Annotated in this window: 22 protein-coding genes; 9 read left to right on the forward strand and 13 right to left on the reverse strand. The window is 64.7% G+C overall.

Annotated elements, in window-relative coordinates; all coding sequences use genetic code 11:
- Nucleotides 1-5: 5 nt before the first annotated feature.
- The 6 genes from Q9316_RS21925 to Q9316_RS21950 all read right to left on the reverse strand — a co-directional run bounded on the left by Q9316_RS21925 (nt 6) and on the right by Q9316_RS21950 (nt 6,011).
- Nucleotides 6-1,391: an NAD(P)/FAD-dependent oxidoreductase gene (locus Q9316_RS21925; RefSeq protein WP_306035434.1), complete on the reverse strand. Its 1,386-nt coding sequence runs from the start codon at nt 1,389-1,391 to the stop codon at nt 6-8.
- Between the two features lie 15 nt (nt 1,392-1,406).
- A complete protein-coding gene (locus Q9316_RS21930; RefSeq protein ID WP_306035435.1) occupies nt 1,407-2,522 on the reverse strand; it encodes an ABC transporter ATP-binding protein in 1,116 nt (371 codons plus the stop codon).
- 2 nt (nt 2,523-2,524) lie between these two features.
- Nucleotides 2,525-3,310 (reverse strand): ABC transporter permease, encoded by a 786-nt coding sequence (locus tag Q9316_RS21935; protein WP_306035436.1) that lies wholly within the window; start codon nt 3,308-3,310, stop codon nt 2,525-2,527.
- A 4-nt stretch (nt 3,311-3,314) separates the two neighbouring features.
- Nucleotides 3,315-4,103: an ABC transporter permease gene (locus Q9316_RS21940; RefSeq protein WP_306035823.1), complete on the reverse strand. Its 789-nt coding sequence runs from the start codon at nt 4,101-4,103 to the stop codon at nt 3,315-3,317.
- A 174-nt stretch (nt 4,104-4,277) separates the two neighbouring features.
- The gene (locus tag Q9316_RS21945; RefSeq protein ID WP_306035437.1) at nt 4,278-5,348 is read right to left on the reverse strand and encodes an extracellular solute-binding protein; all 1,071 of its coding nucleotides are present in this window, start codon (nt 5,346-5,348) and stop codon (nt 4,278-4,280) included.
- A gap of 45 nt (nt 5,349-5,393) precedes the next feature.
- On the reverse strand, nt 5,394-6,011 hold the full coding sequence (locus tag Q9316_RS21950) for a helix-turn-helix domain-containing protein (RefSeq protein ID WP_306035438.1): 618 nt from the start codon (nt 6,009-6,011) through the stop codon (nt 5,394-5,396).
- A 312-nt stretch (nt 6,012-6,323) separates the two neighbouring features.
- Here Q9316_RS21950 and Q9316_RS21955 point away from each other — a divergent pair, with 312 nt between their 5' ends.
- On the forward strand, nt 6,324-7,034 hold the full coding sequence (locus Q9316_RS21955) for a YczE/YyaS/YitT family protein (RefSeq protein ID WP_306035439.1): 711 nt from the start codon (nt 6,324-6,326) through the stop codon (nt 7,032-7,034).
- A 50-nt stretch (nt 7,035-7,084) separates the two neighbouring features.
- Here the strand turns inward: Q9316_RS21955 and Q9316_RS21960 are convergent, their stop codons facing one another.
- The 3 genes from Q9316_RS21960 to Q9316_RS21970 form a co-directional block, all read right to left on the reverse strand.
- Entirely contained in the window at nt 7,085-9,091 is a 2,007-nt protein-coding gene (locus tag Q9316_RS21960; RefSeq protein WP_371878026.1) for a beta-N-acetylhexosaminidase, read from the reverse strand.
- Between the two features lie 7 nt (nt 9,092-9,098).
- Nucleotides 9,099-9,569, reverse strand: coding sequence for a GNAT family N-acetyltransferase (locus Q9316_RS21965; protein WP_306035440.1), 471 nt, complete (start codon nt 9,567-9,569; stop codon nt 9,099-9,101).
- Between the two features lie 94 nt (nt 9,570-9,663).
- A complete protein-coding gene (locus Q9316_RS21970; RefSeq protein ID WP_306035441.1) occupies nt 9,664-10,989 on the reverse strand; it encodes an MFS transporter in 1,326 nt (441 codons plus the stop codon).
- A gap of 264 nt (nt 10,990-11,253) precedes the next feature.
- Between Q9316_RS21970 and cyoA the strand changes: the two genes are divergently transcribed.
- The 8 genes from cyoA to Q9316_RS22010 all read left to right on the forward strand — a co-directional run bounded on the left by cyoA (nt 11,254) and on the right by Q9316_RS22010 (nt 19,689).
- Nucleotides 11,254-12,348 (forward strand): ubiquinol oxidase subunit II, encoded by a 1,095-nt coding sequence (cyoA, locus tag Q9316_RS21975; protein ID WP_371878027.1) that lies wholly within the window; start codon nt 11,254-11,256, stop codon nt 12,346-12,348.
- 83 nt (nt 12,349-12,431) lie between these two features.
- Entirely contained in the window at nt 12,432-14,435 is a 2,004-nt protein-coding gene (cyoB, locus tag Q9316_RS21980) for a cytochrome o ubiquinol oxidase subunit I (RefSeq protein WP_306035443.1), read from the forward strand.
- Between the two features lie 4 nt (nt 14,436-14,439).
- Nucleotides 14,440-15,060 carry a cytochrome o ubiquinol oxidase subunit III gene (gene cyoC / locus Q9316_RS21985; RefSeq protein WP_306035444.1) on the forward strand — a complete coding sequence of 207 codons (621 nt, stop codon included), beginning with the start codon at nt 14,440-14,442 and terminating at the stop codon, nt 15,058-15,060.
- Nucleotides 15,057-15,455, forward strand: a complete 399-nt coding sequence (gene cyoD / locus Q9316_RS21990) for a cytochrome o ubiquinol oxidase subunit IV (RefSeq protein ID WP_306035445.1) — start codon at nt 15,057-15,059, stop codon at nt 15,453-15,455. The genes cyoC and cyoD overlap by 4 nt, the downstream gene beginning before the upstream one ends.
- A gap of 74 nt (nt 15,456-15,529) precedes the next feature.
- Nucleotides 15,530-16,249, forward strand: a complete 720-nt coding sequence (locus tag Q9316_RS21995; RefSeq protein WP_306035446.1) for an SURF1 family protein — start codon at nt 15,530-15,532, stop codon at nt 16,247-16,249.
- Nucleotides 16,250-16,442: 193 nt separating this feature from the next.
- Nucleotides 16,443-17,474 (forward strand): extracellular solute-binding protein, encoded by a 1,032-nt coding sequence (locus tag Q9316_RS22000; RefSeq protein WP_306035447.1) that lies wholly within the window; start codon nt 16,443-16,445, stop codon nt 17,472-17,474.
- Nucleotides 17,475-17,512: 38 nt separating this feature from the next.
- Nucleotides 17,513-18,940 carry an amidase gene (locus Q9316_RS22005; protein WP_306035448.1) on the forward strand — a complete coding sequence of 476 codons (1,428 nt, stop codon included), beginning with the start codon at nt 17,513-17,515 and terminating at the stop codon, nt 18,938-18,940.
- Between the two features lie 68 nt (nt 18,941-19,008).
- Nucleotides 19,009-19,689, forward strand: a complete 681-nt coding sequence (locus Q9316_RS22010) for a TetR/AcrR family transcriptional regulator (RefSeq protein WP_306035449.1) — start codon at nt 19,009-19,011, stop codon at nt 19,687-19,689.
- Between the two features lie 198 nt (nt 19,690-19,887).
- Here the strand turns inward: Q9316_RS22010 and Q9316_RS22015 are convergent, their stop codons facing one another.
- The 4 genes from Q9316_RS22015 to Q9316_RS22030 all read right to left on the reverse strand — a co-directional run bounded on the left by Q9316_RS22015 (nt 19,888) and on the right by Q9316_RS22030 (nt 24,865).
- Nucleotides 19,888-20,793: a siderophore ABC transporter substrate-binding protein gene (locus Q9316_RS22015; RefSeq protein ID WP_371878028.1), complete on the reverse strand. Its 906-nt coding sequence runs from the start codon at nt 20,791-20,793 to the stop codon at nt 19,888-19,890.
- Between the two features lie 57 nt (nt 20,794-20,850).
- Nucleotides 20,851-23,139: a TonB-dependent receptor gene (locus Q9316_RS22020; RefSeq protein ID WP_306035451.1), complete on the reverse strand. Its 2,289-nt coding sequence runs from the start codon at nt 23,137-23,139 to the stop codon at nt 20,851-20,853.
- Between the two features lie 132 nt (nt 23,140-23,271).
- Nucleotides 23,272-24,243 carry a FecR family protein gene (locus tag Q9316_RS22025; RefSeq protein WP_306035452.1) on the reverse strand — a complete coding sequence of 324 codons (972 nt, stop codon included), beginning with the start codon at nt 24,241-24,243 and terminating at the stop codon, nt 23,272-23,274.
- 109 nt (nt 24,244-24,352) lie between these two features.
- Nucleotides 24,353-24,865, reverse strand: coding sequence for an RNA polymerase sigma factor (locus tag Q9316_RS22030; protein WP_306035453.1), 513 nt, complete (start codon nt 24,863-24,865; stop codon nt 24,353-24,355).
- Between the last annotated feature and the right edge of the window lie 17 nt (nt 24,866-24,882).

Here is a 24,882-nt window from a genome sequence, read left to right on the forward strand (position 1 = left end):
CAGGCTCAGTGGCCGGTAATGCTGTCGGCAATGGCCGCGAGCTTGGAGGTGTGCGGAAGGCCGGCGAATTCGCGTTCGTCGGCGATGCGGTAGAGCTGGTACATGGAATGCACGCCGAGCCAGCGGAACGGCTCCGGCTCCCACTTGCGCACCGTGCGGTTGACCCAGGGAAGCCCCGTCAGCTCGGTCTCACGGTTGAGCACGAGGTCTGCCAGCGTGCGGCCGGCGAGGTTGGAGGAGGAGACGCCGAGGCCGACATAGCCGCCGGCCCAGCCGATGCCCGTCGAGCGGTCGAAGCCGGCGGTGGTGCACCAGTCGCGCGGCACGCCGAGCACCCCGCACCAGGCATGATCGATCTTCAGCGATTTCGTCTGCGGCAGGAGGCGCGTCAGGATGCCGTGCAGCGCGTCGATGGTCGCCTGCTGGGTCTGGCCGTTGACGTCGGTCTTCGAGCCGAAACGGTAGGGAACGCCGCGGCCGCCCATGGTGATACGCCCCTCGCGGGTGCGCTGGGCGTAACAATAGGCATGCGCCGCATCGCCGAGCAGTTCATGTCCTTCCCAGCCGATGTCCTTCCACAGCGCTTCCGGTACCGGTTCGGTGACGATCTGCGCGCTGTTGAGCGGCAGCCAGGTGCGCTCCTCACCGGGAAACCCGGCGCTGAAGCCTTCCGTAGCTCGGATGATGAAGGGCGCGCGCACGGTGCCGCGATCGGTGGTGACCCGGCCCTTCTCGAAGCTCGTGACCGATGTCCCCTCGAAGATCGAGACGCCGAGGTTTTCGACGACCTTGGCAAGGCCGCGCACCAGCTTGGCCGGCTGCACGCGCGCCGTGTCGCGGATCACGAACCCGCCCTGCGCATTGGCGATGCGGATGCGCCTCGTCGTCTCCTCGGCGGTGAGCATCTGCACGCGCTCGGCCGGCATCTGCCAGTCGAGATAGAACTGGTACTCCTCGCGGGCCCGCGCGAGCTGCGGCGCATTGGTGGCGACGGTGAGGTTGTCGGTGCGGATGATATCGGCGTCGATGCCCTCGGCCTCGGTGACGCGGATCACCTCGTCCACCGTGCCGGCCATGGCGCGCTGCATGTCGATGACCGCGCCGCGCGTGGAGGTCTTGAGGTATTTGTCCCGCGACCAGCCGAAGCCGCCCGACAGCCAGCCGCCATTGCGCCCGGAGGCGCCGAAGCCGGCGAATTCGCGCTCGACGATGACGATGTCGAGGCCCGGATTGGCTTTCTTCAGGTAATAGGCCGTCCACAGTCCGGTGTAACCGGCGCCGATGATGCAGACATCGGCGTCGCGGTCGCCGGGAAGGGCCGGGCGCTTTTGCGGAATGCCGCCGATATCGGCATACCAGAAGGAAATGTTGCCGTTGGTCTTGACGTCCATGGGAGTGCTTTCGGTTCAGGTCAGCGTCACGTCGGCGCTGGCATCGTCTGGGAGAAGGATGAGATCGGCGGCGGTGAAGGCGATGTCCACGGCATCGCCGATGGCAAAGTCCACAGCGCCGAGCGGGCTGCGCACGACGGCGACGGTGCCGTCGGAAAGCCGCACCTCGTATTTCGAGCCGGATCCAAGATAGATCGCTTCCGCGATGGTACCGGAAAGCCGGTTTTCCCCGGCAGCAGCCACGGTGCCGGGCTGTTTCAGCGCCACGCGCTCGGGCCTGAGCAGGATGACAGGGCGGGCGTCGCCGGGAAGCCGGCCATGCGCGATCACCCTCTGGCCGCCGATGGTCATCACCGTGTCGTTGCCCGATATCTCGGCGGTGCCGCGCAGCACCGTGGATTCGCCGATGAAGCGGCCGACGAAGAGCGTGGCCGGCTTGTCGTAGAGTTCGCGGCCGGTGCCGATCTGCTCGATGCGCCCGCCATTGAAGACGGCGATGCGGTCGGAAAGGACGAGCGCTTCTTCCTGGTCGTGCGTGACGTAGACGAAGGTGGTGCCAAGCTCGCGGTGGATGCGCTTGATTTCGAGCTGCAGCCATTCGCGCAGCTTCTTGTCGAGCGCACCGAGCGGTTCGTCCATCAGGAGCAGCGGCGGATCGAAGACGAGGGCGCGGGCGAGCGCCACGCGCTGCTGCTGGCCGCCGGAGAGTTCGGCCGGGTAGCGGTGGGCAAAATCGGCCATCCTGACCATGTCGAGGGCACGTTTGACCCTCTTTTCGCGGTCCTCGCCCTTGATGCCGCGCAAGGCGAGCGGATAGGCGACGTTCCTGCCGACCGTCATGTGCGGAAACAGGGCGTAGTGCTGGAAGACGACGCCGATATTGCGCTTGTGCGAGGGTAGGCCCGTGACGCTCTTGCCGCCGATCTCCAGCGTGCCGGCGCTGATATCGGTGAAGCCGGCGATGAGGTTGAGCGTCGTCGTCTTGCCGGAGCCCGAAGGGCCGAGCAGCGTCATGAACTCGCCGGGGCGGATGTGAAGGTCGATGTCCTTGAGGGCGGTGAAGGCGCCGTAGCGCTTGGAAGCCTTGCGGATCTCGATTGCGGCGCCGGCGGATCGGTGGGGTGCGTTCATGGTCATGTCCTTCCGCGGCGCATGCCGAAGAGCAGGCCGGCAATGATGATGAGCGACGTTGCGAGGAACAGGAGCGTTCCGACGGCCGCGACGGTCGGGTCGGCGTCGCGCGTGATCGACGAATAGATCTGCACCGGCAGCGTCTTGAGATAGGGGCTGGTGATGAACAGCGCGACGATGATTTCGTCGAACGAGGTGATGAAGGCGAAGAGCGCGCCCGACAGCACGCCCGGCAGGATCAGCGGCAGCGTCACCGTGCGGAACACCGTCAGCCGGCCGGCGCCGAGGCTGGACGCCGCGGTTTCGAGCCGGCGGTCGAAGACTTCGAGGCTCGCCTGCACCGCGATCAGCACGAAGGGGATGGCGAGCATCGTGTGCGCCAGGACGAAGCCGGTGACGGTGCCGACGAGATGCGTGTCGAGGTAGACCGCATAGATGCCGATGGCGAGCACCACGCCCGGCACGACCATCGGCGTGATCAGGAGGGCGCGCAGCAGTCCGCCGGTGCGCGCCGCCGCGCGGCTGACGCCGAAGGCGGCGAGCGTGCCGATCACGGTCGCCACCACCGCCACGATGAGCGCGATGATCAGCGAATTGGTGAAGCTCGTCGTCCAGTCCGGATTGGTGAAGAAGTTGTCGTACCATTGCCAGGAGAAGCCGACCGGCGGGAAGGCCAGCGACTTGTTGCCGTTGAACGACATGGGAATGACGACCAGCGTCGGGGCGAGCAGCAGCACGGCGACGAGCAGGCAGAAGAGGCCGAGAAGGACGCGGGAGAAAGAGGGCATCGGTTCAGGCCTCCCTGCGCGAGCTGGCGTGCTTCTGGCGCATCAGCGGCGCGGCGATGGCGAGCAGCACGAAGGTCGCGACGAGGAGCACGACGCCCATGGCGCCGCCGCGGCCCCAGTTGAGCAGGCTCAGCACCTGGTTCTGCACCAGCGAGGAGAGCAGGATGCTGCGCGGGCCGCCGAGCAAAGCCGGCGTGATGTAGAAGCCGAGCGACAGGATGAAGACGATGATCGCGCCGGCATAGACGCCGGGCAGCGACAGCGGCACGTAGATCTGCAGGAAGGCGCGCCAGGGCTTTGCGCCGAGGCTGCGGGCGGCCTGCAACAGGCGGGTGTCGATGCCCCTCATCACCGAATAGATCGGCAGGATCATGAAGGGCAGCAGCACCTGCGTCATGCCGATGACGACACCGGGCAGCGTGCGGATCAGTTTGACGGGCGGCAGCCCGAGGCCGCGCAGGAAAGAGTTGATGACGCCGGAATCCTGCAGGAGGATGACCCAGGCGAGCGTGCGCACCACGCCGCTCAGCCAGAAGGGCACGAGCACGCACAGGATGAGGGCGAGGCGGACGTTCTTGCCGACGATGGTCATCGCATAGGCGTAGGGATAGGCGCAGATGAGGCAGACGAGCGTCACCCAGGCGGCGACGACGAAGGTGCGTTGCAGTACCGTCCGGTTCACCGCGGACTGGAAGAACCAGACATAGTTGTCGATGCCGACGGCGGGATCGGTGAAACTGCGGAACACGACGATCGCCAGCGGATAGGCGAGCGCGAGGATGAGCACCAGCACGGCCGGTGCCGCAAGCCACGCCGCGCCGCGGGGGCGAAATCGCGAAAGAAGGGCGGGTCGTTCGGAGCCGGTGGCAAGATCGGCGCGCGCGCTGTGGTCGGTCGTGGCGTTCAAGGTCGTCTCCCGTGTTTCAGGCAAGCCCGGCCGTAACCGGGCTTGCGGACGGCGAGGGGCTTAGTTGCCCGAGAGAAGCGCGTTCCACTTCTCGGCGGCCAGGTCGAAGTTCTTCACCCAGAACGGAATGTTCTGCTGGTAGCCCTGGGCGATACGCTCGGGCGTCGAGGTGAGGAAAGCTGCGGTGGTTTCGTCGACCTTCGGCTTGGCATCGAGATTGATCGGCGTGTAGGAGGTCTTCTCGGTGAGGATCTCCTGCGAGCGCTGGCCGAGATAGGCGTTGAGCAGCGCATAGGCCGCATCGGTATCCTTGACACCGACCGGAATGGTCATCTGATCCATGACGACCAGCCAGTCCTGCCAGACGGGCGTGTAGTCGGCGCCGTTCTTCACGGCGGTCATGGCGCGGCCGGTCCACATCATGATCATGTCCGCTTCGCCGGATTCGGCGAGCTGCTGGCTTTCCGCGCCGGTCTTCCAGTAGATCGTGTCCGGGCCGAGATCGCGCAGCTTCTGGATGCCCTTCTCGATATCATCGGGCGTCATCGCCTTGGGGTCGCCGCCGGATGCCTTGAAGGCCTGCTCGATCAGGCCGCCGGTCGGATCGCCGCTGCCGTCGATGGCGCGGCTGCCCGGGAACTTCTCGGTGTCGAAGAAGTCCACCCAGTTCTTCGGCGGATTGTCCTTGTAGGTCTCGTTCTTGTACATCAGCACGACGCCGTAGTTCATCGCCGGGACCGAGCATTCGCCGACCTGGTTCGGCGGGATCTTCGAGACGTCGAGCTTGGAGAAGTCGAGCTTCTGGAACAGCGTGCCGCAATGCACGTATGGCGGCAGGTCGGCGGTATCGACGACGTCCCAGGTGACGTTGCCGGCGTCGACCTGCGCCTTCAGCTTGGCGATTTCCGTCGGCCCGTCATTGAGCAGCGTCACGCCGGACTTCTCGACGAATTCCTGAAGGGCGGCGACCTGGCCGTCCTGGTAGATGCCGCCGTAGGAAACGAAGGTCAGCGTCTTGCCCTTGAGCGAGCCTTCCGCCACCGCGCCGGCCACCGGCTTTTCCTGTGCAAGCGCCGGCAATGCCAGGGCGCACGTCATCGTCAGGGCGAAAGCCCTCGCAAATTTCTTCATCCTTGTTACTCCCAGTAGCGCTCGCCTCAGTTGTTCCCGCCGCGGTTACGAGCCCGGCCGCGGCAGGTATTGGTCAAGGTCGGCCGCCACGCTGGTGGGCGGCGCGATCATCCAGACGACTTCGGCCGGTTCCGTGCCGATATTTTCGGTCTTGTGCGGAACCGAGCTTGGATATTCGATGCTGTCGCCGGCCGACAGCACATGGCGTTCGTCGCCGAGGGTGAGTTCCACCTTGCCCCGGATGACGAAGAACAGTTCGTGCGAATCGCCATGGCTGTAGGGCTTTTCGCCCGTCGAGCCGCCCGGATCGAACTCGCCGATATAGACTTCCATGTCGCGGATCGGACGGCGCGACAGGAGCATCTTGCGATAACCCTCGGCCGGCGGCAGGGCCGGGCGTTCGGCCTTGCGCAGGACGCGGCCGACCGGCGGCGAGGCATCGTCGAAAAGATCGGTGAGGCTGATGCCGAGCGCTTCGGCAATGCGCATCAGCGTGCTGATGTTGACGCCGGTAAGGCCGCGCTCGAGCTGGCTGAGGAAACTCGCCGTCGTGCCGGTGGCATCGCCGAGGGCGCGAAGCGACATGCGGCGCGCTGTGCGGAAGGTCTTCACCTTCTCGCCGACGGCCCCTTCTTTCGCTATCGCAGCCACGAAGTCGTCCATGGGTCACTCCTCACTTAACAACATATTAAGTGGCGCGCGGATTAGCAACCGTGAAATTGCTTGAAGCGCTTTTTTCTCTCCGGTTTCCCTTTGCCCATCTCGAAAAGCGTACTGGGCGCGGGAAAGACACTGCTTGTGGATCAGGAAGTGGACGCCTGTGCAGGCGCATGCATGGTCGAGCGCGCCGGACCGGAAAATTGCGGATTGACGGGAAGACGGAGTTCCCGGACATCCACGAAACGAATTTTTCGGGGCGCGGCCGGTTGGGAGAGAGCACGACGAGGCCTACCTTGAGCCTTCTGGGAGGGAACCATGGCGCACAATGCGGCGGAAGCCGAAATCGTCGATACCGGCAGCCTGACCCGGCGCTGGATCATCTATATTCTCGGGATCTACATCCTGACCTTCGGCGTCAGCCTCGCCATCCGGGCGGGTGTCGGCATCTCGCCGCAGAGCAGCCTGACGCGCACCATGACGCTCGTCTATACGCCGCTCAGCCAGGGCACGTACAACTTCATCCTTGAGCTGATCATGCTCTTCCTGACCTATCTGGTCCTGCCGAAGGACTTCAAGCTCAAGAACTTCGCCTCGCTGATCCCGGCGTTCGTCCTGGCCGTGTTCCTCGATCTCAACCTCAAGCTCACCGAGTTCGTGGTGCTGGAGGACTATTATTATCGCGTCGCGCTGCTGGTCTTCGCCGATGCGGCGCTTGCCTTCGGCCTTTTCCTGATGATCCGCGCCAATCTCGTGCTCATGCCGATCGACATGTTCGTCAACACGATCTTCAAGCGCACCGGCTGGAAGTGGGGCAACATCAAGACCGGCTTCGACTGCACGCTGCTTGTCGTCTCCGCGTTGATCGGCCTCGCTTTCCTGGCGGAGATCAAGTTCATCCGCGAGGGGACGATCCTCAATGCGATCCTCGTCGGCCAGTACATCAAGCTCTACTTCTTCCTGTACAGGAAGATGAACGCGAAGAAGGACTTGCCGGTCAACGGCGCGATAGAGGCCACCGCGAAGTAAGGGCCCGGAAACTGAAACGAAGGGCGCCCGGAACGGGCGCCCTTTGCGTATCAGGGGTAGCCGTAGAGCACCGGCATGAGACCGGCGGACGCCCTGAAGCGGTCCCAGGACTTTCGTTCCGGCCTCGTCCAGCCGGTTTCGGCGACGGCCGAAAGGCGCGGGAAGACGAGGCGGTCGAAGACCGCGCGGTCCTGCATCGGCTCGGACCAGATGCAGGCCTGCACGCCGAGGAGCCGTTCCCTCTGCGCCGCGCTCCAGCCGGCGACGGGATCGAAGGCGTAGGTCGCCTCCGGCGTCGAGGCGCCCGCCCAGCTTGCGCCGGGTTCGTCCCAGTCGGGGCTTGCCGCCATGTCGAGATAATAGGCCTGGCCGGGGCAGACGACCATCCTGTAACCTTCGCCGGCAAGGGCGGCGGAGATTTTCATATCGCGCCAGCCGCAGAGATAGGTCCTTTGCCGGTCGATGACGTTGCCGTGGGCCGCTTCTTCCCAGCCGCCCATCACGCAGCCTTGCGACGCGAGGAATTTTTGCAGCCGCTCCAGGAAGAGCGCCTGCAACACGGCCGCGCTGGAGCCGTCGATGGCCTCGGCAAGGGGTGAATGGCTGCTCACGTTCAGCCGGTGGGCATGCGCCTCGGCCATCGCCTCACCGCCGATGGCACGCAGTTTGGCGAGCGCTTCCGGCGAGCCCGACCAGGCGCCGAGCGGCACTTCGTCGGCGCCGACATGGATGGTCCGAAACGGGAAGAGTTCGATGAGTTCGCGGAAGATCGTCTCCAGCACCTCGTAGGTCTTTTCGCGCGCCGGGTTGAGGCAATTGTCCGGAAAGCCCTGGACGGAATGATAGCTGCCCTTCTCTGCCGGGTCGCGCAGGTCCGGAATGGCCTGCTGCAGCGCGTGGCTGTGACCCGGCACGTCGATCTCCGGCACGATCTCGATGCCGAGGGTTTTTGCATGGGCGACGATCTCGCGAATGGCAGCCTTGCTGTAGTAGCCGCCGCTTCTTTCCGGCGGGCTGCCGAGCAGCGGCGGGATGGCAAGGCCGTGGCCGCGCCAGGCGCCGATTTCGGTGAGGGCCGGATAGGCGTCGATCTCCACCCGCCAGGCCTCGTCGTCGGAAAGGTGCCAGTGGAAGCGGTTGAGCTTGTTCCAGGCGAGCACGGCGAGCAGCTTCCCGATCTCGGCGGTGCCGTAGAACTGGCGCGCCACGTCGAGATGCAGCCCGCGCCATCCCATGGACGGTTCGTCCGCGATGGTGCCTTCGGTGGGAAAACCGTAAGCACCCGGAAAATGGTGCGCGCCGCGCCAGATCTGGCCGAGCGTGACGAGACCGTAGAGAAAGCCGGTGCGCCCCGAGGCCGCGACGGTGACCGAGGCGGGCGAGAACGCGAGCTCATAGGCTTCCGCGGCCGGCCCGTCCTTCAGGCGAAGATATACCGGCAGGCCGCCCTCCTCGGCGGGCCGCACGATGCCCTCAACGGAAAAGAGAGCCTCGGTCAGGGCGGTAAAGGCTATTGCGGCCGCTTTGGCCTCATCGCCCTCGGCGGCCAGGGCCAGCCCGGCTGGCGCGGTCTTGAGGTTCGCCACGGAGACGGCATTGGGCCAAGGAATAACCGAGATCGGCGCGGGCGGCGTTTCGGGTACGGGATAGGACTCGACGCCGCGTTTCGGGGATGCATTGCCGCCGACCCGCCTGGTCGGGGAGGTGGCGACGGATACCGTACTGCCGTCGACGAAGGCCAGATAGGCGCCGCGTGCGCCGTCCGTCCAGTGCTGGAAGGCCCAGCTCAGGCCATGAATGGTGATGGTCCAGGTCGCGCCGGGATCGAGCGCATATCCATCCGGCGGCAGAAGTTCCGTGAAGGTGGAGAGCCGTTTGCCGACGCTGCCGCCTTCGGCGGTGGCAGCCAGGTCGATCTGGCAGGGACCGCTGATGCAGAGCCGGAAATCGCGAAGGGTGGCCGCCGACCGGTTCTTCAGGCTGAGGCTGTAGGCCATCGCCGTGTCGCCGTTCGCCGGAATCCAGGTGGTTTCGAGTTCGAGGGAAAGCGCGTGCATGGCGGCGTCAGACGGCGAGCATGCCGGCATAGATGCCGGGCGCGGAATTGGGGATCGGCATGGCGCCGACCGTCTTCTCGTAGAAGGCCGAGGGGCCGACATCGCCGATGATGGCATAGGCATAGCCCATCGTCTTCAGGTCGAAGAGGCTGGCGAGCAGCAGCGCATGGCCGATGCCGAGCCCGCGCGAGGCTTTCTCCACGCCGGTCGGGCCGAAGAAGCCGCGGGCGATCGTCTCATGGCAGGAAAAGCCGACGAGCCGGCCTTCGCGCGTGGCGATGAAGCAGGTCGGCGGCTGGCGCGTCATCGCGACGGCCGCCTCGCTCGCCCAGCCCCTCTCGAAGGTTTTCTCCACCCAATCGGCGACCAGCCGCGCCTCGGGCGCGAGCGCCCGGCGGATCGTCACGCCGGCCTTGGCGATGCGCGCGTCGAGGGCAGGATCCGGATGGAGGAGCGAGAGGTTGACGAGATAATCCAAGGAAGCCCTCCTGTTCGGCGCCGGACGCCCGCATGGTTTCGCCCGATTGCTTCATGCGGGTCAAGGCCGTTTGGCGGGGAGGGCGCCCCCCGGCCTAATGCTGGTCGAGCGCGCGTGTCAGCGTCAGGGCCGCAATGGTGCAGATCGCGCCGGAGATCAGGTAGCCGCCGATGAAGATGATGCCGAAGCTCGAGGCAAGGCCGAGCGCGACGAGCGGCGCGAAGCCCGCCCCCACCAGCCAGGCGAGGTCCGAGGTCAGCGCCGCGCCTGTATAGCGGTAATACTGCGTGAAGCGCGAGGAGACGGCACCGGAGGACTGGCCGAAGGTGAGGCCGAGGATGAAGAAGCCGATCAGGATATAGGCATCCTGCCCTTTGCCGCCGGAATCCAGCAGGAACGGCGCGGAGAAGGAGAAGATGGCGATAAGTATCGCGCCCGCCATAAGCTGGTTGCGCCGGCCGATCCGGTCGGCAATGACGCCTGACAGCACGATGCCGACTGCGCCGACCGCCGCGCCGGCCACCTGCACCCAGAGGAATTCCGCCGCGGACTGGCCGCCGTAGAGGGTGATCCAGCTCAAGGGGAAGATGGTGACGAGGTGGAACATGGCAAAGCTCGCCAGCGGCACGAAGGCGCCGAGCACGACGTCCATGGCGTGCTTGCTCAGCATCTCGAAGACGGGGCGGGGCTGCAGCTCCTGTGCTTCCATGGCAGCGCCGAACTCCTTGCTGGCGACGATGCGCAGGCGCGCGAAGAGCGCCACGACGTTGATCGCGAAAGCGACGAAGAACGGATAGCGCCAGCCCCAGGCGAGGAAGTCGGCCTCCGAAAGGCTGCTGACGAAATAGCCGAAGAGGATGCTCGCCAGCGCAAAGCCGATCGGCGCGCCGAGCTGCGGGATCATTGCGTACCAGCCGCGATGGTTCGCCGGTGCGCTGAGGTTCAGCAGCGAGGCGAGCCCGTCCCAGGCTCCGCCGAGCGCAAAGCCCTGGCCGAGCCGGAAGAGCGCGAGCAGCGCCACCGCCCAGTAGCCGATCGTGTCATAGCCCGGCAGGAAGGCGATCGACGCGGTCGAGCCGCCGAGGATCACCAGCGCGACCGTCAGCTTCGTGCCGCGGCCGTAGTTGCGGTCGATCCACATGAAGACGAAGGAGCCGACCGGACGGGCGAGGAAGGCAAGGGGAAACAGCGCGAAGGACATCAGCGTCGCCGCCACCGCGCTTCCCGCGAAGGGGAAGATCAGCTTGGGGAAGACGAGGATGGAGCCGAGGCCGTAGACGAAGAAGTCGAAGAATTCCGAGGTGCGGCCGATCACCACGCCGATGGCGACGCTGCCCGGGGAGAGCGGCTTGTCGTCCTCGTGCATGCGGCGGGCATCCCGCTCCAGACCGGACGATGTGGGATTGATGGCCGAACTCATGAACTCCTCCACGCGGATTTGCGTCATGTCACTGGAATGTTGATCAATCCGCGCCGGATATCAAGGACAAGTGACGCCTGCCGATAATGCCACCGAAATTGACAACATGCATTTCCATTGGGCTAGTACAAACCCGCATCGACAGATAGCCCCTCATTGGCTACCGTGGTGCGACAGAATGCTGCGCTGCGACGATGGACCTCATTTTCAAGCGCGAGCGTGCCGGATTATTGCCGACTAGACAGAACGCAAGTTGAGGCCGAAATGCCGAAGCAATTCAGTTTAGCCCGACGCACCATACCGTTAGCCCTGATGCTCGCCACCCTTTCGGGCTGCAATATGGTCGTCATGTCGCCATCCGGCGATATTGCAGCGCAGCAAAGAGACCTGATCGTCATCTCGACGATCCTGATGCTGATCATCATCGTGCCGGTGATTTTCCTGACGCTGTTTTTCGCCTGGCGCTATCGCCAATCGAACACGGCGGCCAAGTATGATCCGGAATGGCACCATTCCACGGGCCTCGAAGTCATCATCTGGTCGGCGCCGCTCGCCATCATCATCGCGCTCGGTGCGATCACCTGGGTCAGTACCCACAAGCTCGACCCCTACCGCCCGCTCGACCGGATCGATGCGGCGCGGCCCGTTTCGCAGGAGACGAAGCCGATTACCGTCGAGGTCGTGGCGCTCGACTGGAAGTGGCTGTTCTTCTACCCGGACTACGGGATCGCGACGGTCAACGAGATGGCCGCCCCGGTCGACGTGCCGATCAATTTCAAGCTCACCGCCTCCTCGGTGATGAACTCCTTCTACATTCCCGCCCTTGCCGGCATGATCTACACGATGCCGGGCATGGAGACGAAGCTGCACGCCGTGATCAACAAACCCGGCGAATACGAGGGCCTTTCGTCGAACTACAGCGGCGACGGATTCTCCCACATGCGCTTCAAGTTCCACGGCGTGGACCAGGCCGGCTTCGACCAGTGGGTCGCCCGCGTGAAGCAGAACGGCACGGCGCTCAACCGCGACGCCTACCTGAAACTCGAAAAGCCGAGTGCGAAGGAGCCGGTCCGCTATTACGCAACCGTCGACGACGGGCTCTACGAGGCCGTGCTCAACATGTGCGTGCGCGAAGGCCAGATGTGCATGAAGGAGATGATGCACATCGACATGATGGGCGGCGCCGGCACGGAAAGCCATGAAAACAAGGCCAGGCTCCAACACGACAACCGCCACGCGGAAGAAGAGGCGCCCGGCGCCACCTTCCCGGAAACCGGCAATCCTGCGCGCAGCGAGGAGCCGGCCGAAGGCATCGACGAGCCCGCCACGATGAACCACGACGCGCATCAGGCGCATTAGCTTCATCGCATCCGCCGCTCGTGGCGGATGCGCAAGGCCTTGGAACCCTTCCGGCCGCATTCGAAACGATATTGGACAGCCCCATGTTCGGTGACATCAGCCTCACAAAATTCCTCTTCGGACGGCTTACCCTCGAAGCGATCCCCTATCACGAGCCGATCCTCGTCGTGACCTTCGTCGTCGTCGCGCTCGGCGGCATCGCGCTCCTTGCGCTCGTCACGAAGTTCAAGCTCTGGGGCTATCTCTGGAACGAATGGTTCACCAGCGTCGATCACAAGAAGATCGGCATCATGTACATCATCCTGGCGATCATCATGCTGCTGCGCGGCTTTGCCGATGCGATCATGATGCGCATCCAGCAGGCGATCGCCTTCAACGGCAGCGAGGGCTACCTCAACCCGCATCACTACGACCAGATTTTCACCGCCCATGGCGTGATCATGATCTTCTTCGTGGCCATGCCCTTCGTCACCGGCTTCATGAACTATGTGGTGCCGCTGCAGATCGGCGCGCGTGACGTTTCCTTCCCGTTCCTCAACAATTTCTCCTTCTGGATGACGACGGCCGGCGCGATCATCATCATGATGTCGCTCTTCGTCGGCGAATTCGCGCGCACCGGCTGGCTGGCCTATCCGCCGCTTTCTGGCGCGGATTACAGTCCCGGCGTCGGCGTTGACTATTACATCTGGGGCCTGCAGGTGGCGGGCGTCGGCACGACGCTGTCGGGCATCAACCTGATCACCACCATCGTGAAGATGCGCGCGCCGGGCATGACCTTCATGAAGATGCCGATCTTCACCTGGACGTCGCTCTGCACCAACATCCTGATCGTCGCGACCTTCCCGATCCTGACCGCCACGCTCGCGCTCTTGTCGCTCGACCGCTATGTCGGCACGAACTTCTTCACGAACGACCTCGGCGGCAACCCGATGATGTATATCAACCTCATCTGGATCTGGGGCCATCCGGAGGTCTACATCCTCGTCCTGCCGGCCTTCGGCATCTTCTCCGAGGTTGTCGCGACCTTCTGCGGCAAGCGCCTGTTCGGCTATGCCTCGATGGTCTATGCGACCTGCGTCATCATGATCCTGTCCTACCTCGTGTGGCTGCACCACTTCTTCACGATGGGCTCGGGCGCCTCGGTCAACGCCTTCTTCGGCATCACCACGATGATCATCTCGATCCCGACGGGTGCGAAGATGTTCAACTGGCTCTTCACCATGTATCGCGGCCGCATCCGCTACGAGCTGCCGATGCTGTGGACCATCGGCTTCATGATTACCTTCGTCATCGGCGGCATGACGGGCGTGATGCTGGCAATCCCGCCGGCCGACTTCGTGCTGCACAACTCGCTGTTCCTCATCGCCCACTTCCACAACGTCATCATCGGCGGCGTGTTGTTCGGGCTGATGGCGGGCCTCGTCTACTGGTGGCCGAAGGCCTTCGGCTACAAGCTCGATCCCTTCTGGGGCAAGATGAGTTTCTGGTTCTGGCAGATCGGCTTCTTCTTCGCCTTCATGCCGCTCTACGTGCTCGGCCTGATGGGCGTCACCCGGCGTGTCAGCCAGTTCGAGGACCCGTCGCTGCAGATCTGGTTCATCATCGCGGCCTTTGGCGCCGGCCTGATCGCGCTCGGCATCGCCTCGTTCATCATCCAGCTCGTCGTCAGCTTCCTGCGGCGCGACCAGTTGCGCGAGACGTCGGGCGACGCCTGGGACGGCCGAACGCTCGAATGGTCGACCTCCTCGCCGCCGCCGGACTACAACTTCGCCTTCACGCCCGTCGTGCACGACCATGACGGCTGGTACGACATGAAGAACCGCGGCTACGAGCGCCCGCTCGGCGGCTTCAAGCCGATCCACATGCCGAAGAACACCGGTACGGGCGTCATCCTCGCCGGCATCAGCGTCGTGCTCGCCTTCGCGCTGATCTGGTACATCTGGTGGCTGGCGGCGGTCTCCTTCATCGCCATCGTCGCGGTGTCGATCGCCCATACCTTCAACTACGACCGCGACTTCTTCATCCCCGTCGAGACCGTGACGGCGACGGAAGAGGCGCGCACGCAACTGCTCGCAGAACGGACCTGAGCCCATGAGCGCGACCCAAGTCCAGACCGACGAAAAACCGACCTTCTACCTGACGGAAGAGCATCATCCGGAAAACAGCACCATGCTGGGTTTCTGGCTCTACCTGATGAGCGACTGCCTGATCTTCGCCGTGCTCTTCGCGACGCACGGCGTGCTTGGCCGCAACTATGCCGCCGGCCCGTCGCCGGCCGACCTTTTCGACCTCAACCTCGTCGCCATCAACACGGCGATGCTGCTCCTCTCCTCCATCACCTACGGCTTTGCCATGCTCCAGATGGAGCGCAACGCCAAGATGGAGACGCTCGTCTGGCTCGGCATCACCGGCGTCTTCGGCGCGGCCTTCCTCGGGCTGGAACTTTACGAATTCTACCACCTGATCCACGAAGGCGCCGGCCCGACGCGCTCGGCGTTCCTGTCGTCCTTCTTCACGCTGGTCGGCACGCACGGCCTGCACGTCACCTTCGGCACCATCTGGCTGATCACGCTGATGGTGCAGGTCAAGAAGCGCGGTCTCACCCCTGAAAACCGCCGCCGGTTGATGTGCCTGTCGATGTTCTGGCATTTCCTCGACGTCATCTGGATCGGCGTCTTCTCCTTCGTCTATTTGCTGGGAGTTCTCGGATGAGCGCGCACCCCACCCACGAAAGCGCGTCTGACGCTCATCATGCGCACAGCCACGGTCATGGGGCCGGCCATGGTTCCTTCAAGGGCTACATGATCGGCTTCGTCCTGTCGGTCATCCTGACGGCCATTCCCTTCTGGCTGGTCATGGGGGGCGTGCTGGACAGCAAGCTCTTCACGGCCGTGCTCGTCATGGGCATCGGCGTCGTGCAGATCGTCGTGCACATGGTCTACTTCCTGCACATGAACACGCGCTCGGAAGGCGGCTGGACGATGATGGCGCTGATCTTCACGCTGATCATCGTCGGCATCGCGATTGCCGGTTCCCTCTGGGTCATGCATCATCTCAACACGAACATGATGCCGATGACCCACGAGATGATGAAGAACATGCCTTGATGGGTGCCGGTCGGTCGGCGGGTGGGAGCAACGGGGGCGGCACGGCAGGGCAGAGGGGGGTGCAATAGCGCACCATGCCCGAGCCATCTTCTCGCGCCCGATACATCTTTCCCGGCTTCCTGCTGTTCCTTGCCGCCGTCTTCCTTACCCTCGGTACCTGGCAGGTGCAGCGGCTGTTCTGGAAGCTCGACCTCATCGAGCGGGTGGAGGCACGGATCCACGCCGACCCCGTGCCCGCGCCATCCCGCGCCGAGTGGAATACCGTGAGCGCGGAAAAGGACGAGTATCGCCGTGTCGGCGTGACCGGGCTCTTCCTGCACGACAAGACGGTGCTGGTGCAGGCCGTGACGGAGCGCGGGGCGGGCTTCTGGGTGCTGACCCCGCTCATCCTTGCCGACGATACGGCGGTTATCGTCAACCGTGGTTTCGTGCCCGCCGACAGGCGCGATCCTGCGGCGCGGGTGGCGAGCGAACTCGCCGCCGGTCCCGTCGCGGTCACCGGCCTGCTCAGGATCAGCGAGCCGGGCGGTGCGTTCCTGCGTTCCAATGACCCGGCCGGCGATCGCTGGTTCTCCCGCGACGTCGCTGCGATCGCCGCGGCGAAAGGAATTGCGGATGTCGCTCCCTATTTCATCGACGCCGATGCGACGCCCAATCCGGGCGGATTGCCGATCGGCGGCCTGACGGTCGTCGCCTTCCGCAACACCCACCTCGTCTATGCCCTCACCTGGTATGCGCTGGCGGCCATGAGCGCCGCCGCGGCCTATTTCGTCCGTCGCAGCCGCTTGGCTTGATATTCATAACCGGGCGTGGCTTTCGGCGGACTTAAAATCTATTTGACTAAACGTTCAGTTTGTTTTCTTCTGGTTGCGAGGCACCCGGAGAGGACGGGAACGAGGCCCGGGGAGGGGGCTCGGCCAATCCGCTGCAATCATGCGTTCGCGCATCGAAGCGCCTCGCCAGCCTGGCCAATCAAGGGAGTTCTTCATGCGCATGCTTGTGACTGCCGCCATGTCGATCGCCGCGCTTCTGCCCTCAGGGCAGGCGCAGGCGGAAGGCGTGCTGAACATCTACAATTGGGGGGAATATACGAGCCCCGAACTGATCAAGAAATTCGAGGCCGCCTATGACGTCAAGGTGACGGTGACGGACTTCGATTCCAACGATACGGCGATCGCCAAGGCCCGGCAGGGCGGCAACGATTTCGATATCGTCGTGCCGTCTTCGACCTTCGTGAAGATCTGGGTGGACGAGGGGCTGCTGCTCGAAGCCCGCCCCGACCAGATGGAGAATTTCAAGCACATGGACCCGCGCTGGGTCGATGTCGATTTCGATCCGGGCCGCCGCTACACCGTGCCCTGGCAATGGGGAACGACCGGCGTCATCGTCGATAAGTCCGTCTATTCCGGCGATCCCAATACATCCTCGATCTTTCTCGATCCGCCGCCGGAGCTCGTCGGCAAGGTGAACGTGCTGCCGGAAATGGGCGACGTGCTGTCGCTCGCCGTCTCCTATGAGGGCGGTGAGGTCTGCACGGACGACAAGGATATCCTGCGCAAGGTGCGCGACCGGCTGGCCGCCGCGCGCGACAAATGGATCGCGCTCGACTACCCGAACATCGAGAAATACACCGCCGGCGACTATGCGGCGGGCGTCACCTGGGGCGGGGCGGCGATGCGTGTGCGCCTCAAGAGCGACCGTTTCGTCTATGGCTACCCGAAGGAAGGCTACCCGATCTGGATGGACAATGTCGCGATCCTGAAGACCGCGCCCCATGTCGAGACCGCGAAGCTGTTCATGAACTTCATCATGGACCCGGAGAATGCCGCGCTGATTTCCGCCCACGCCCGCTATGCCAACGGCATCAAGGGTTCGGAAAAATACCTGCCGGAGGACATGCGCACCGCGCCCGAGATCATGGTGCCGGAGGAGCATCTCGCTCACGGCCGGTTCTCGCCGGCCTGCCCGCAGGCTGTGAACGACCTCTACACCAAGATCTGGACCGAGGTGCTGAAGTGATGCGTCCGGCCGACAAGACCTCTCCCGCGGAGCCCGCCATGAGCGACCTCGACCTTTGTTATCTTTCCGCCCATGAGGCGCTGAGCCTCTTTAAAAGCCGGAAGCTCTCCCCCGTCGAACTGATGGAGGCGACGATCCGCCGGGCGGAGGCCCTGAAGGGTCCGGTCAACGCGCTGACCTATACCCATTTCGACGAGGCCATGGATCGTGCCCGCAAGGCGGAAGCGAAATATGCCAGGGGCGCGCGGACCGGTGTGCTGGAGGGCCTGCCGGTCGGCATCAAGGACGAGAGCGACATCGCCGGTAAGCCGACCTCCATCGGTTCGCTGATCCAGAAAGACTACATTGCCGACCGCACCTCGACGATGAACGCCCGCGTCATGGCGGCGGGCGGCATCGTGCATGCCCGAACGGCGACGCCGGAATTCTGCTGCGCCGGCACCACCTGGTCGCGGCTGTGGGGCGTCACCCGCAATCCGTGGAACCCGGACTTCACCTGCGGCGGCTCCTCGGGCGGCGCGGGCGCCTCGCTCGCCTCCGGCACCTCGACGCTGGCGACGGGCTCGGACATCGGCGGCTCGATCCGCATTCCGGCCTCGGCCTGCGGTGTCGTCGGCTACAAGCCGCCCTATGGCCGCAACCCTGACGACACGCCCTTCAACCTCGATTTCTTCTGCCATACCGGCCCGATGGCCCGAACGGTGAAGGATGCGATCCTCCTGCAGAACGTGATGTGTGGCCCGAGCGCCGAGGACATCGCCTCGCTCCGGCCGAAACTGCGCCTGCCGCTGGAATACAAGCCGATCAAGGGCTGGAAGATCGCCTTTTCCATGGATCTCGGCGTATTCGAGGTGGATCCGGAGGTGCAGAGGAACACGCTTGCGGCGCTGGAGGTCTTCCGCTCGCTGGGTGCGACGGTGGAGGAGGTCGATCTCGGCTGGCCGCCGCATATCCTCGATGCCGGCATGGGCTACCTCGAACACCTCTTCGGCGGCTATCTCTCCACGCTGCTCGACGAGCACGGCGATGAGATGACGACCTATGCCCGCGATTTCGCGCAGAAGGGCCGGGCCTCGAAATCGACGGATTTCGTCGGAAGCCTCGAAGTCATCGGTGAGATGTACCGCACGCTCGGCCCGATCCTCGACCGCTACGACGTGCTCGTCTGCCCGACCAACGCGCTGCCTGCCGTGCCCGCCGATTTCGACCATACGACCGGCACGGTCGAGATCAACGGCAAGGTGGTCAATCCGTCGCTCGGCTGGGTCATGACGACGCCGTTCAACATGATGAGCCGCTGCCCCGTTCTCTCCGTACCCACCGGCCGCGCCGGCAACGGTGTGCCGACCGGGCTGCAGATCGTCGGCCGCACCTATCGCGACGCCGATGTTTTCCGCGCCGGCCTTGCCTTCGAGGAGGCGACCGGTGCCTGGTACGGCGATGCGGCGCATCGTCCGGCCCTCTAAGTGCCGTTGACCAGTCCGGCCCGCCGTCCGATAAGGGCGGCGGGCCACCCCGATCCGGAAACGATGCGTTGAAGACACCGAAAGCCACGATGCCGCCAGACCGGGAGCCGGACGCTTCGACCCCGATGACCAAGACCGGCCGGCAGGACCGCCGGCATCTGCGCGGGCAGGCGAGCGCGCAGCGGATCATCGACACCACCATCCGCCTCATCGCCGAGGAGGGGATCGCGGGCGTCACCATGCAGCGCATCGCCGGCGAGATCGGCTCGTCCAATGCGCTGGTCGTCTTTCATTTCGGCTCGAAGGAAAAGCTCTTCCGCGCCGTGCTGGAACATCTCAACGACCAGTTCGCCCGCCTCTGGGAGGAAACGGTCAATAAGCCGGGCCTCTCAGCCGCCGAGCGGGTCGTCGCCTCCATCGATTGCGCCCGGCATTTCCGCAACCAGCATCCCGATTGGGTCTCGGTCTGGGTATTGTTCGGCAGCGACCGGCAGACCATGCAGCTCGACCGCATGATCAGCCTGCCGAGCGACCAGGCCTATCTCGCCCAGTCGCGCGCCCTTCTTGCCGAAGTGGCCCGCGATGGCGGCTATGCGGGCGTGGACACGGATACGCTGGCGGAAGGGCTGAACTATCTCGTTCAGGGCGCCTGGTACTGGGATACGTTCAACCCGGACATGGCGCGCTCCGACGCCCTGCACAAGACCGCCATGGCCCTGCTGCGCCAGGCCTTCCCGAATACATTCTGAACGCTGAAAAAAAGAAGCCCCGCACGAAGCGGGGCAGCGAGCGCCACGGTTTGGCTCCCAATGACGCGGGGAAGCTCGCGGGTTGCGCGAGTGCTTTCCAACTAGGGTTTCGCCCGCCCGCAGGGAAGGTCTGATTCGGCGATTCCGGTACGGTTGGGTAAATAAACTGCACATCCGGCCATTTTGATCGCCTGAACGTCAGCGGGCCGCCCCGAACGCCGCGCCGATGGCCGCATAGACGCGGGTCATCGCCTGCACGCCGCCGGCCGCGATGTAGAAGTCGCCGGAGGGAAGATAGACGACCTGCTCCTTCTTCCACGCCGTCGTCTGCGCGACGAGTTCGTTGTCGAGGGTGATCCTGGCGTTCTGCTCGTTGGAGCCGATGGCGGCGGCGCGGTCGAGCACGATCAGCCAATCGGGGTTTGCCTCGCGGATGAATTCGAACGAAACCGCTTCGCCGTGGGTTGCCGCCTCGACGTTTTCGATGGCTGCCGGCAGGTAGAGCGAGCGGTGCAGCCAGCCGAAGCGGGAGCCGGGACCGTAGGCGGTCACCTTCGGACCATTGGTCATGACGATCAGCGCCTTGCCCTTGCCGGCGACGGCGGCGCGGGCCTTCTCAACGGCGGCGTCCAGCTCCTTGCGGGCCGCCTCGGCCTCGGCCTGCTTGTCGAAGAGGCGGCCATAGGTGGCGAGGCGCTCGCGGGCCTGTTCGAGGAGGTCGTCGCCGTCCATGGTCATGTCGATGGTGGGGGCGACCTGCGTGGTCGCGTCCACCTTGGCCGAGGAGCGGCCGCCGAGGATGATGAGATCGGGCGCCAGCGCGCTTAGCGCCTCGAGGTCTGGCTCGAAGATATCGCCGACCACGCTCGCCCCGTCCGTCAGGTGCGAGAGTTCCTTCAGGTAAAGATTGGCCGGCAGGCCCGCCGGCCTGACGCCGAGCTTGTCGAGCGTATCGACGGCTGCGATGTCGAAGACCGCGACGGTTTCGACCGGCGTCGTCACCGTCTTCGCCCCAGCCGCCGTGTCGATCCTGAGCTCTTCGGCAAAGGCGCTGCCTGCAAGGAGAGCGGCCAGCAGGACGAGGGATTTTACGGCGCGTTTCATCGTCATCTCCAGGTGGGTCGATCCCGGCGAGCCTCAAGCCCGCCGGGATCCGTTTCATCAGAACGTGGCGCGCAGGCTCAGGACGAAGGAGCGCCCGGGCTGGTAGAGCGGTGTCACGACGCCCTGGTCCTGGCCATAGGTTGCGCGGTCGGAATAGGTCTCGTCGAAGATGTTCTTCACGTCGGCGCGCAGCGTCAGGTTCTGGTGGTTCGGCGGCTTGTATTCGAGGAAGGTGTTGACGACCTCATAGGCCTTGAAGCTCTCGTATTTCGGCGCGATCTCCACGTCGCCGCCGACCGTCAGGCCCCAGTCGGCGAAGGTATGGGCCGCCGAAACGGTGATGATCTTGCCGACGGGCGTCACCAGATAGTTGCCGGTGTCGGAATCGGCCGGCGTACCGTCGATCCGCGTGTCGATATCGACATATTTCAAACGGACATAGCCGTCGGCCCAGTCGTAGCCGGCGCCGATCGAATAGCCTTCCGAATCCACCTGCCGCGTCTTGTAGGCATAGCCGTAGCGCGCTTCGCGGGCATTATCCATGTCCGTGCGGAAGACCGATCCTTCCACGGAAAAGCCCTCGTATTTCGCGACGAGACCCACCGTGTAGTTGTCCGAGGTCGTCGGGATCGGTTCCGGCAGGTAGGTCCAGCCGGGGTTCAGGATGAAGTTCTCGGCCAGCGGAATGCCGGCCCAGACATGAGAATAGCCGGCCTTTGCCGTCAGGAATTCCGGAATGAGGTCGTATTCGGCCGAGATGTTGCCGCTGAGGCCCGTATTATCCCATTCCTGCTCGCCGGTGCCGGTGAACCACTGCCGGTCCGCGCGGCCGCCGAAGGACAGGCGGGCATGTTCGAACGGCTGCAGGCGTGCCTGGACGTAGGCGCCGACATTGCGCGCCTTTTCGCTGCCGGAGTCGTAGAGGTCTATGAGTTCCGCCTTGTCGTTGTAGAAGTCGATACCGGCCGTCACCGTGCCGATATCGAAGTTGAAGCGGTTCTCGAACTTGCCGTTGAAGGTGGTCGTGTTTCCGAAGACGGGATAGGTCAGCGGCGTGAAACGGGGATTCTGCCAGACCGTCGTGCCGACCTCGGTATCGCCATAGGCGAGCACCAGCTTGGGATCCCACCATCCCTCGGGTGTGGTGTCCGTATAGGTGAACACCGTGTTGCGCCGCGTCAGGTTATAGTCGCGGATCAACGGTTCCCACGGCTTTGCATTCGTCGTGCCGGTCATGTTGGCGCGGAAGGGGCGCGGCGCCTCGTCGTTGATCGATTCATGGCTGATCTCGATCCGGTCGCCGCTTTCGAACTCATAGGCGGCCTTGCCGATGCCGCTCACGAAATGCGTGCTGGTTCCCGGAACCTTGTCGCCGTTGCCTGCGGAGAATTCGTTGCCGCGGCCGAGGTTGAAGTAGCCGAGGAATTCAAGGCCGTCCTGCTTGCCATAGCCGGCAAAGCCGTTGGTGAAGACGTTGCCGTTGCTGTTGTAGCTGGAATTGAAGAAGCCGCCGTAGCCGTTGCCGTCGAGGAAGTCGGAAACGTCCTTCGTCTCGTATTCGATGGAGCCGGCGAGCGCGCCGGGGCCCGCATCGGCCGGTGCCACGCCCTCGTCGACGCTGACGGCCTTCAGCAGCGATGGGTCGATGAGGGTCGTCGCATTGTGGTGGAAGACCTTGTTGTTCTGGCGGCTGCCGTCGATCGAGACGGCGAGGTTCGTCTCCTCGATGCCGTGGACATAGACCTTCTGCGACATGGGCAGGGAACTGCCCACCTTGATGCTCGGCTCGTTGCGGAAGACGTCCTGGATGGTCGCCGGGTTCTTGCGCTCCAGGTCCTTGGCGGAAATGTTGACTTCGGCGACATCCCCGTCGCCCGTCTGTTCGCCATCCACGGTGATGCGTTCGAGCGCCGTCGCGCCATCCTCCACGGAACCGGTGACGAGCGGCGAAAGGTGTCTTGCCGTGACGATCGCGGTGCCGTCCAGGGTGATGGAGTGCTGGGTGTCGGTGCCTTCGAGAAGCCGGGCGAGCGCCTCCTGCGGCGTGAAACGGCCCTTCAGCGCCTTCGAGGTCGCGCCGCGCGAGGTGGCGGCGGCGAGCGATACCTGCAGGCCGGACTGGCGGCCGAAGGCGTTGAGCGCGCTTGCCAGCGACTGTGCCGGAATGTCGAACGGCATGGCGCCGACGCGTGCGGTCTTCTGTTGCGCGGCCGCCGGCTGGAGGGCGGCCTGCGGCAGGCTCAGGACGAGTGCCGCCGCGGTCGAAACCATCAGCCTGGTGATGAAGACGGTGCGCACGCGCGTCGCGGCGCGCGTGATGTTCGGTCGATCGTTATGCGAACGCATTTTACCCCCGGTGTCATACCCTGGCATGCGCTGCCCCCGGCGCGCATTCCCGGTGCAGAGACGACCACCTCGGCAGGATTTTTCACGGTCGATACAAATTTCCTGATTTTTTCCGAAAACTTTTCCGAAGACTCAATAGCGCGAGACGACGCGGGCATAGGCAGAGACGGAACGCACCTTGCCGCCATGCGGCGTTACCAGCGCTCTCAGGGCCCGGTCAGGATCGCGCAGGTCGTAGAGGCCGGTGACGCGCTGGCGGCCGAGCGTGCGGTCCGGCACGCTGATCCACGCCGGATGATAGCGCTGCAGGCGGGCGATCACGCTGTCGATCGTCACGTCGTTGACGAAGAGCAAGCCGCTGCGCCAGGCGCCGATCTCTTCAAGCGGCACGGTGGCGTGCGTGATGGCACCCGTCTTCCCGTCCACGGTCGCCATGTCGCCGGGCGCCATCTCGGCGACCGGGCGGCCCGCGCCGTCGCCGGAAATGCCGACCACGCCACGCGCGAGCTGCACGGTGGCCGTCGCGTCGTCGAGCGCCACGTCGAAGGCCGTGCCGAGCACGACCACCTTCGCCTTGCCGGCATCGACGGTGAAGGGCCGCGCGGCATCATGCGCGACGTCGAAGAACGCTTCGCCCGCCAGCAGGCGCACATGGCGTCCTTCCGGCGTCAGTTCGACATCGATCGCGCTACCGGCGGAAAGGTTGACCGCGCTGCCGTCGGCCAGCGTCACGATCCGGCTTTCGCCGGTTCCGGTGCTGAAATCGGCCTGCAGCCAGATCATGAAGGCCGGGGCGGCGAGGAAAAGCATGAGGCTTGCCGCAAGGGCGAGCGCCGTAGCGGCGACCCAGCGCCGGCGGCGCGGCAAGGGCACGATCCCGGCGCTCTCGCCCCGCCACAGATGCGCATGGCGCGGTTCGGCCTCGCCGAGCAGCGCCCAGGTTTTGAGCGCACTCTGCCAGGCGGCCCGGTTACGCTCCGAGCGGTCCAGCCACGCCTCCAGGTCCTTGGCCGTCTGCCGACACCGCGGCTCGTCCTTGAGCCGCAGCAGCCAGTCCATGGCCTCCTCCAGTGCGTGGCGCTTGTCGTTGTCGTCCTCAGCCAAGATGCTATCCGTGTCCCGGCTTCCCGTGCCGCGCACCGGGTTCTAGCCGAATATCCATTCCGAGCGTAGGGACGATTTGCGGGCAGGAATTTTTCACGGGACCGGCCGATTATGATGCGGAACTGTCGAGCCGCAGCGCGATCTGCACCAGCGCGGCCCGCACATGCCGGTATGCGGTGGCAACCGAGATGCCGAGATGGGCGGCGACCTCCTCCAGCGTGTGGCCGCCGAACCGGTGCATTTCGACCGCGATGCGCACGTCCTGCGGCAGGCTGTCCAGAACCTCCTGCACGATGCGGACCTCGTCCGAGGCAAGAACGGTTTCCTCCGGCGTATCGACGGGCTGCGGCACGGACCAGAAGGGCGGCTCGGTGTCGCGCTCCCTCATTTCGATCTTCTGCCGCTTGATGAGGTCGAAGCAGAGATTGCGCACGATCCGGTAGAGATAGGCGAGCGTCTGGCTGGCGGACGTGCCGTGGGTCCGTGCCGGCGAGAAGCGGATGAAGGCGTCCTGGACGATATCCTCCGCCGCCTCGCGCGAGCCGACGATGCGCGCGGCATAGCGCACGAGGGCAGGGCGATGGGCGGCGTAGAGCAGCGAGGTTGCATCTACCTCCTTCACGGCGCCATGCCTTCCCG

Source organism: Shinella zoogloeoides, from assembly GCF_030733845.1.
Taxonomy (GTDB): domain Bacteria; phylum Pseudomonadota; class Alphaproteobacteria; order Rhizobiales; family Rhizobiaceae; genus Shinella; species Shinella zoogloeoides_C.